At 71.5% G+C, this 7,606-nt stretch carries 2 protein-coding genes and 1 pseudogene; 1 reads left to right on the top strand and 2 read right to left on the bottom strand.

Features of this window, described 5'->3' with window-relative positions:
* A pseudogene (locus CCN56_RS21135) lies at positions 1–201 on the bottom strand (ATPase); the annotation flags it as partial.
* A gap of 97 nt (positions 202–298) precedes the next feature.
* Here CCN56_RS21135 and CCN56_RS21130 point away from each other — a divergent pair.
* Positions 299–976, top strand: coding sequence for a uracil-DNA glycosylase (locus CCN56_RS21130; RefSeq protein ID WP_086829036.1), 678 nt, complete (start codon positions 299–301; stop codon positions 974–976).
* Between the two features lie 136 nt (positions 977–1,112).
* Here the strand turns inward: CCN56_RS21130 and CCN56_RS21125 are convergent, their stop codons facing one another.
* Entirely contained in the window at positions 1,113–7,547 is a 6,435-nt protein-coding gene (locus tag CCN56_RS21125; RefSeq protein ID WP_218779431.1) for a ricin-type beta-trefoil lectin domain protein, read from the bottom strand.
* Positions 7,548–7,606 lie beyond the last annotated feature (59 nt).

The raw sequence follows: 7,606 nt of genomic DNA, 5'->3' as shown, positions 1-7,606 counted from the left end.
CCGCTCCCGCAGGGCGGCGACGGCGGGCAGGACCTGCTCCAGGAAGTGCCCGGCGGAGATCCCGCCGGGCCCCGTCCGCACCGGCTCCCGGGAGGAGACGGTCTCCAGGACGGCGCCGCTCGCGGCCTCGGCCAGGGCGATCCGGAGCCCCGAGCCTCCGGAGTCGACGCCGACGACAAGGCCCTCGAAGGGTTCGTTCACGAAAACCACGGTGCACCATCCTCGAAGACGTGCGCGGGAGCGGGCGGAGGTCCGGGCCGGACCGGGTTGTCAGCGTAGGCCGGTAGAGTGACGGACCGTGACAGCGCGACCCTTGAACGAACTGGTGGAGCCCGGCTGGGCGGAGGCCCTGAGCCCCGTCGCGGGGCGTGTCGCCGCGATGGGCGACTTCCTGCGGGCGGAGATCGCCGCGGGCCGGACGTACCTGCCCGCCGGGCAGAACGTGCTGCGGGCCTTCCAGCAGCCCTTCGACGACGTGCGGGTCCTGATCGTGGGTCAGGATCCGTATCACACACCGGGGATGGCGATGGGGCTCAGCTTCTCGGTCGCGCCCGAGGTCCGCTCGCTGCCCCCCAGCCTGGAGAACATCTTCCGGGAGCTGCACACCGACCTCGGCCTGCCCCGGCCGTCGAACGGCGACCTGACGCCGTGGACCCGCCAGGGCGTCCTGCTGCTCAACAGGGCGCTGACCACGGCCCCGCGCAAGGCGGGCGCCCACCGGGGCAAGGGCTGGGAAGAGGTGACCGAGCAGGCCATCCGCGCGCTGGCCGCCCGGGGCAAGCCCCTGGTGTCGATCCTCTGGGGCAGTGACGCCCGCAGGGCCCGCCCGCTCCTCGGCGACCTGCCGGCGATCGAGTCCGCGCACCCGTCCCCGATGTCGGCGGACCGGGGCTTCTTCGGCTCCCGCCCGTTCAGCCGGGCGAACGAGCTGCTTGTGAGCCAGGGCGCGCAGCCGGTGGACTGGCGCCTGCCGTAAGCGGACTCGATCTCCGAACCGGCGAGCCGCACGTCTCGGCCGGCGACGACCCGGTGCCGGACCGGGCAGCCCTCCTCCGACGTACGGCGGACGCGCACCCCGGCACCGGGATGCGCGTCCGCCACGGATCACCTGCCTACAAGCCTCCCACGTAGACCAGTCCAGGCTCTGTGTCCCAGCCGTTGAAGGACTGCCGCGTCGACGTTCCGACGATGTCGTACTCGTGCGCGAGGCCGGCCTCGTGCAGCTTGGCGAAGGGGGTGAAGTCGACCCCCATGAAACTCTCGCCGTCGTCGAAGTTGTAGTTCTTGTAGACCTGGACGGAGTAGTTCATCGTGCCGTCCTCCACCGTCCCGCTCACCCGGTACTCGATGTTGCGGAGGCCCAGGTACCAGTCGGGGTTCTGCAGTCCGGCGGCCGCGTCCTGCATCCACAGCGAGTCGAACGAGGTCCGGCCCTGTGTGTCCTTCAGCTCCGCGTACACGCTGTTGATGTAGGCGTCCAGCGGTTCACGGACGCCGCTCGCCCGCAGCAGGTCGTCGACGTCGTCGGGCGCGAGGACGTAGTCCTCGCCGCTGTTGTCGAGATAGTGCTGCGTGAGCTGGGCGGACATGCTCAGCAGGGCCGTGGAGAAGTCCCACTTGAGCATCTGGAGGCGAAGGTAGGCGTTGCGGTCGAAGTCGTCGGCCTCCCTGGAGCCGTACGCGCCCACGTGCTTGCCGCGGTTCAGGTGGGTATGGGAGTCCGCCCCGTCGCCCTCGCCCTTGCCGGGCGGCAGGACGTCGTACGCGAACTCGCCGTCGTCGTAGTAGCAAGCGTCGTTCGTGCAGCCCGGGCCGTGGTCGTTCCAGACCGAGTCCGGGTTGTTCGCACTGCAGCCGTCACAGAACAGACCGCCGGCGTCGCTGCCGTCCAGCGGGTTGTTGTTGCTGTAGACGTAGCCGTTCCACTGCTGCGGGTCGTCGGCGTCGATCAGCGGGTCCGGGTTGAGGAAGCGGCCCGTGGTGGGCTGGTACTGGCGGGCGCCGAGGGTCGTCAGGCCCGTCCCGTCGTCTTGGGTGCCGCCGACGAAGCCCTTCTGGCCGCGCCAGACACCCGCCGCCGGCTGGGCGCCGCGGGGGTTGCCGAACGGGTCCATGAGCCGTCGGGTCTCGTCCAGGCCGGTCGTGGCCAGGTCGATCGTCAGGACGCCGGAGCCGTGGTGGTCGGCCAGCTGGACCGTGAGGCCGCCGTTGCCGACCCGGACCGAGGTCAGGCCGCCCGGAACCGGGTAGTACCGGGTGCCGGTCAGCGTCCTCGCCACGGTGTCGTAGACCAGCTCGGTGTCGCCGAGGGAGACCACGGTCTTCCCGGGGCTGCGCCGGACGATGGTGTTGCCCTCGGCGTCGTAGACGTACGAGGTGATCTTGTCGGTGGCGGTCCACTTCTGGCCGGCCGGCACCGTGCCGGCGCAGTCGTTCACGACCAGGTCGGTGCCGTTGGTGGTGACGTCGCCGGGTACCGCCAGGCAGCGGGCGGCCGCCGCGTTGTACAGGGTGCCGTCGGTGCGCCGCGTCCAGGTCTGGGCGCCGCCTCCGTCACACGACTGCAGCTGGACCGGCGAACCGGCCGTGGTGCCCATGGCGGTGACGCACTTGTTGAAGACCTTCAGCAGGGAACCGGCCACGGAGAAGCGCTGACCGCCGCCGCTGTTGCAGGTGTAGATCTGTGCCGGGGTGCCGGCCGACGAGCTGCCGCTCTGCATGTCCAGGCACTTGCCGCCGATGCCGGTGATCTGGATCGCCGGGGTGTGGCTCTCCAGTTTGTTGTCCGGTGTCCAGGCCATCAGGGTGGTGCTGGTCTTGGACGCGTAGGCGTTCACGGGGTTTCCGGCGCCGTCGTACTTGGTGCTGCCGGAGTTGTTCGTGGTGGTCCCCGTCTTGGTGCTGGTCGAGCCGAGGGAGTGCGGACCGCCGGCGCCCGCCCCGTTGTTGACCGTGCCGGCGGCCGGGAAGCCCTGGGTGGTCGTGGCGTCCTTCGTGGTGTCGCCCGCGATGTCGTGGTTGACGAACGTCTTGCGGTTGCCGGTCACGTCGTACGAGAACTCGTGCCAGTAGGGGGCGCCGCCGCCGACCGTGGTCAGCGCCGGGGCCACCGCCCCACTGGTGGGCGTGGCATTGGCGCAGGCGCCCTGGTCCAGGGTCTGGCCCTGGCCGGGGGGAATCAGCGCGCCGGTGTCCGTCCACGCCGTGGTGAGCCGCCCGAGGTGGTCATGGGTGAAGCACTCGCGGTCGCGGTTGGCCGGGGTGTTGTCGGGGGTGTTGGTGAGGGAGGTGAGGTGCCCCGCCTTGTCGTAGGTGTACGAGGTCTGCTGGACGGCGCCGTTCTGGGACGTCTGCTTGTCCAGGTACTGGTTGCGCAGGCGCCCGCTGCCCTGGTCGTAGTCCAGCGTGGTGACGACCTGCGAGCCGAACGGGTTCACGGTGGACCGGATCGGACGGCCGAAGGCGTCGAAGTCGGTCTGCGTGTCGTACGTGGTGGCGCCGGCGTACTTGTACATCTCGCCGTACTTGTCGTAGTAGTACACCATGTCGTCGTACGGCAGACCGCCGACGGGCGGCATCTTGGCCGTCCGCGGCTTGCCCGTGAACTTGTCGAACGAACGGGGCACCGTGTACTCGAAGGTGCCCGTCTGCCCGATCTCGCTTCCCGGGATGCCGATCTTGACGCCGGTGGCCCGGTAGGCGTTGTCGTAACCGGTCACGGTGCTGGCGTAGGCCTGGCCGGCGGCGCCTCCGACGTAACGGGTGGAGGAGGCCGGCTTGCCCTTGCCGCCGGTGACGCTGTCGTACGTCCACCCGGCGAGCTGCTGGGCCGCCGTCACCGACCCGGCGTACAGCCCGGTCTGGCGACCCATCAGGTCGTACGTGCGGAGCAGCGTCGTACCGCGCCCGTCCTTGCTGGAGACCAGGCGCGAGGCCGTGTCGTAGGACTGGCCGGCGGTGCCGGCGTCCGGGTCGGTGCTCGAGATCTGCCGGCCGCGCTGGTCGTATCCGAACGACCAGGTGTTGCCCGCCGCGTCCTTGCGGGTCAGCGGCTTGCCGTCGACGGTGTAGCCGTACACGGAGACGGTGGCGTCCGCAGGGTTCCCGGTGACGGTCGAAGTGCGGTACTGCCACCGCGCGCTGGTGCGGCCGCGGGCGTCGGTGACGACGCTGGTGGGCCAGGACCCGGCGGGCGGGACCGTGTCGGTGCGGTCGGATCCGGGGTAGCTCGTGGTGGTGCGGCTCTGCTCCACGCCCAGCGACCAGGTGGCCACCGCGGTCTGGCGGCCCTGGCCGTCGTACGAGGTGCGGGTCTGGGTCGGGATGGTCGACTCGGCGGCCGGTGCGAAGGTGCCCACCGGCCCGGAGTCGTTGTTGTACCAGGCCGCGTTCGACAGGCGCACCCGGCCCTGGGAGTCGTACACGGTGTCGGTGATCACACGGCCGGGGTAGTCCGGGTTCGGCGGGGTGGCCTGCGTCTGCCGCTCCCGGGCGAAGCCGTCGAGGATCGACACGCTCAGCGTGCGTACCGGCGTGCCCACGTCCGACAGCAGGGTGGAGGTGGTGACGGCCGTGGGCGTACGAGCGGCCTGGGAGACGGCGTAGTCGTACGTGATGTCGGCCTGCGGGTCGGTGGACGGGCCGCGGCCGGGCCGCCACAGCGCGGTGAGCCGGCCGAGTCCGTCGTAGACGAAGGTCCCGGTGCGGCCGTTGGGGTCGCGCTCGGACAGGGTCAGCCCCCGCCGCGGGTCCAGCGTGGTGACGGTGTCCCACGTGACGGCCGGGTCCTGGCCGGGTGCCGGTGCGGCCGTGGTGCGGGTGGTGGGGAGCTCGCCGGTGGCCGGGGCGTAGGTGGTCCGGGTCAGCGCGCCGCCGGGGTGCTGGGCGTCGGTGCTCGTGGGGTCGGTGGCGGTCGTCACACGGCCGTAGGCGTCGTACGTCGTGAAGGCCGTGTCGGTGAACTCGGGGGTGCCGTCGGTCCCGTACTTCTCAAGGACCTGCGTGCCGGTCGGGTCGCCGATGGCTCCGCTCTGGCCGGAGGGCTTGCCGTCGTACAGGATCCGGCTGCGGGAGACGGTGTTCGCGGCGACCGGGGCGGCGGTGCATGCGAGGTCACCCGAGACCGCGACGGTCTCTGCCACGAGGTTGGTGCGCTGCGGGTCGGGCGCGGTCGCGTACGTGCTGCGGGTGCACAGGTCGGGCAGTCCGTCGGCCTGGTCGAGCACCCACTCCGGGCGGTTGCCGTGGTCCTTGTCCGTCTTGGTGGTCTTCGTGGTCTTCCACCAGGTGCCGTCGGCCTTCTTCGAGCTCGCCACGGCCGTCGTGGTGGTCGCGGCGTACCGGGCCACCAGGTCGGGCAGGCCGGTGCCGCGGGACTGGCGGGCGGTCTCCTGCTCGCCCGCGGCCGAGTTCACGGTGTGGCTGGTGACGGTGCCGCCGGCCTGGTCGTAGGTCTCGGTCTGCAGGACCCGGCCGGCGAGCCAGTCGTGGTCGGTGACCGTGCGGCCGAGCGCGTCGGTGAACTGGGCGGTCCGGGTGCTGCCGTCCTTGCGCACGTCACCGTTCATGCCCTGGTGGTACGTGGTGCGCACCTGCGACTTGGGGCCGTCGCCGCCGCTGCCCGTGGTGGCCGTGACGGTGGCGAAGCCGCGGAATTCGCCCCAGGTCCGGGCCTTGGCGTCGGTGAACTGGCTGTCGTCGCGGTGCCAGCCCGGCTTGTCGTAGGTGTAACTGGTGATCTTCTGCGGGGCGTCGGTGACGGTGTCGTTCTCGGTGATCGACTTGACCGTGTAGTGGTTGAACCAGTCGAGCACCGGGTCGGAGCCGATGACGGCGCCCGGCACGGTCCAGCGCACCGGGTAGCAGGACTTCGCGTTGTCGTCCTCGGCCGCCGGCATGACGTTGTTCAGACGCGAGCAGCCGGGCAGGTCGTAGTCGACGTTGAGAACGCCGCCGGTCTCGTTGGCGATCTGCTGGATGCGGGGCCGGTTCATCCGCGGAGGGGCGGGCACCAGGTCCGTGCCGTCGACGCGGTTCGGCAGCATGGTGGGGGTGAAGGCGACCGCGGGCAGCGGCGTGTCCGTCGAACCGGCCTTGCCGGTGCGCAGGATCGAATCCAGCCAGAGGGTCTTCTGGCTGGTGGTGTCCTTCGGGTCGGGGAAGGAGTGCTTCAGCACGTAGGCGTCGACGGCCTTCCAGACGCCGCCGGTGCGGACCTCGGTGAGGACGGAGGCCAGCCGGCGCGTGGTGAAGTACGTAGGACCGAAGGAGGCGCAGGTGGAGCCGGACGCGCACTCCTGGTCCACGGGCACGTCGGGCCAGTTGCCCTTGTTGGCCACGGTGCGTTGGGACGGGTCGCACATGCTCTGGTCGGCGCAGCGTTCGGCGGTCGTGAAGGTCACGCGGGCGGCGGGCTCCAGGGTGCCCTTGGCCGCGATCTGCTCGTCGAGCCGTCGGCCGTAGGAGACCTGGGCGAGGGTGGTGGCCCGGGTGTACGGCTCGAGCGTGCCGTTGCCGCCGTTCTGGCCGCCGCCACGCGCGTAGTGGTTGGTCTCCGGGGCCCAGCGGTAGGTCGTCAGGTTGCCGTGCGGGTCGACGACGTGGTCCAGGGAGAGGCGCTGCCACATGCGGCACCAGGAGCCGGCGCCCTTGGCCGGGTCGTGGCAGGGGTCGCCGCTCTTGGGGGCGTAGACGGGCACGCTGGAGACGGAGTCGGTGGCCGTGTCGGTCTTGTCGCCGCCGGGCAGGTGGTTCACGCCGAACCAGTAGACGGTGCCGCCGGGATCGGTGACCTTCGCGTAGGCGCCGTCCTGGACGCCGTTGGCGGCGCCGGAGCCGAACTCGACCCGGGTGCCGTCGTCGTTCTTCAACCTCCACACGCCGGTCTCGGCATCGGTCGCGGCGGCCGACGAGGAGACCCGGACCAGCTGCCCGGAGTGCTGGCCGAGGGAGAGGGAGGCGTTGTAGCCGGCCCAGCACAGGTCGCCGGAGCCCGCGATGCCCGCGTCGTCGCAGGGCTGGTAGGTCCGCTCGACGAAGCCCGGGTTCAGGTCCCAGCCGTCACCGATCCAGGAGGCCTGCGCGTTGGTCGCGGAGGTGCGGCCGTCGACGGACGAGGAGTCGTAGTCCAGTGCGAGGGCCGGGGCCTGCCCGCCCAGGGCCGGTGGGGCCTGGAGGGCGTAGCTGTACGTCAGCGCGCCGGAGGAGCCGCCCGTCGACCACGCGGAGGAGGGGGCGAGGGCGGTGGCCTTGTAGTCGCCGCCGCCGCCGGAATCCTGGGTGTCGGCGGCCAGCAGCATGGGGGCCGGGCTCGCGTACGACGTACGCGTGGGCGCGGAGGCGGGCGCCGTGGCGAGGGGCACCGTGACCTCGGCGGTCACCCGCCCGGTGGCCTTGTCCTGGCGCATGGTCAGGGGCTTGCCGACCCGGCAGGCCGGGACCTCGGGCGTGGCCGCCGCGCAGGCCGGCAGGGCGACGAGGCGTCCGCGCGAGGCGAAGTCGCCGCCGGTGGCCTGCTGGAGGGCGGCCATGTCGATGCCGACCGTCACCTGAACGCCCTTGCCGACGACGGTGGTCGAATTCCTCGTGGTGGCGGTCAGCGAGAACA

The sequence above is a fragment of the Streptomyces sp. NRRL B-24572 genome (assembly GCF_002156145.1).
GTDB classification, from domain to species: domain Bacteria; phylum Actinomycetota; class Actinomycetes; order Streptomycetales; family Streptomycetaceae; genus Streptomyces; species Streptomyces vietnamensis.
This window is presented reverse-complemented; position numbering and strand designations above follow the sequence as displayed.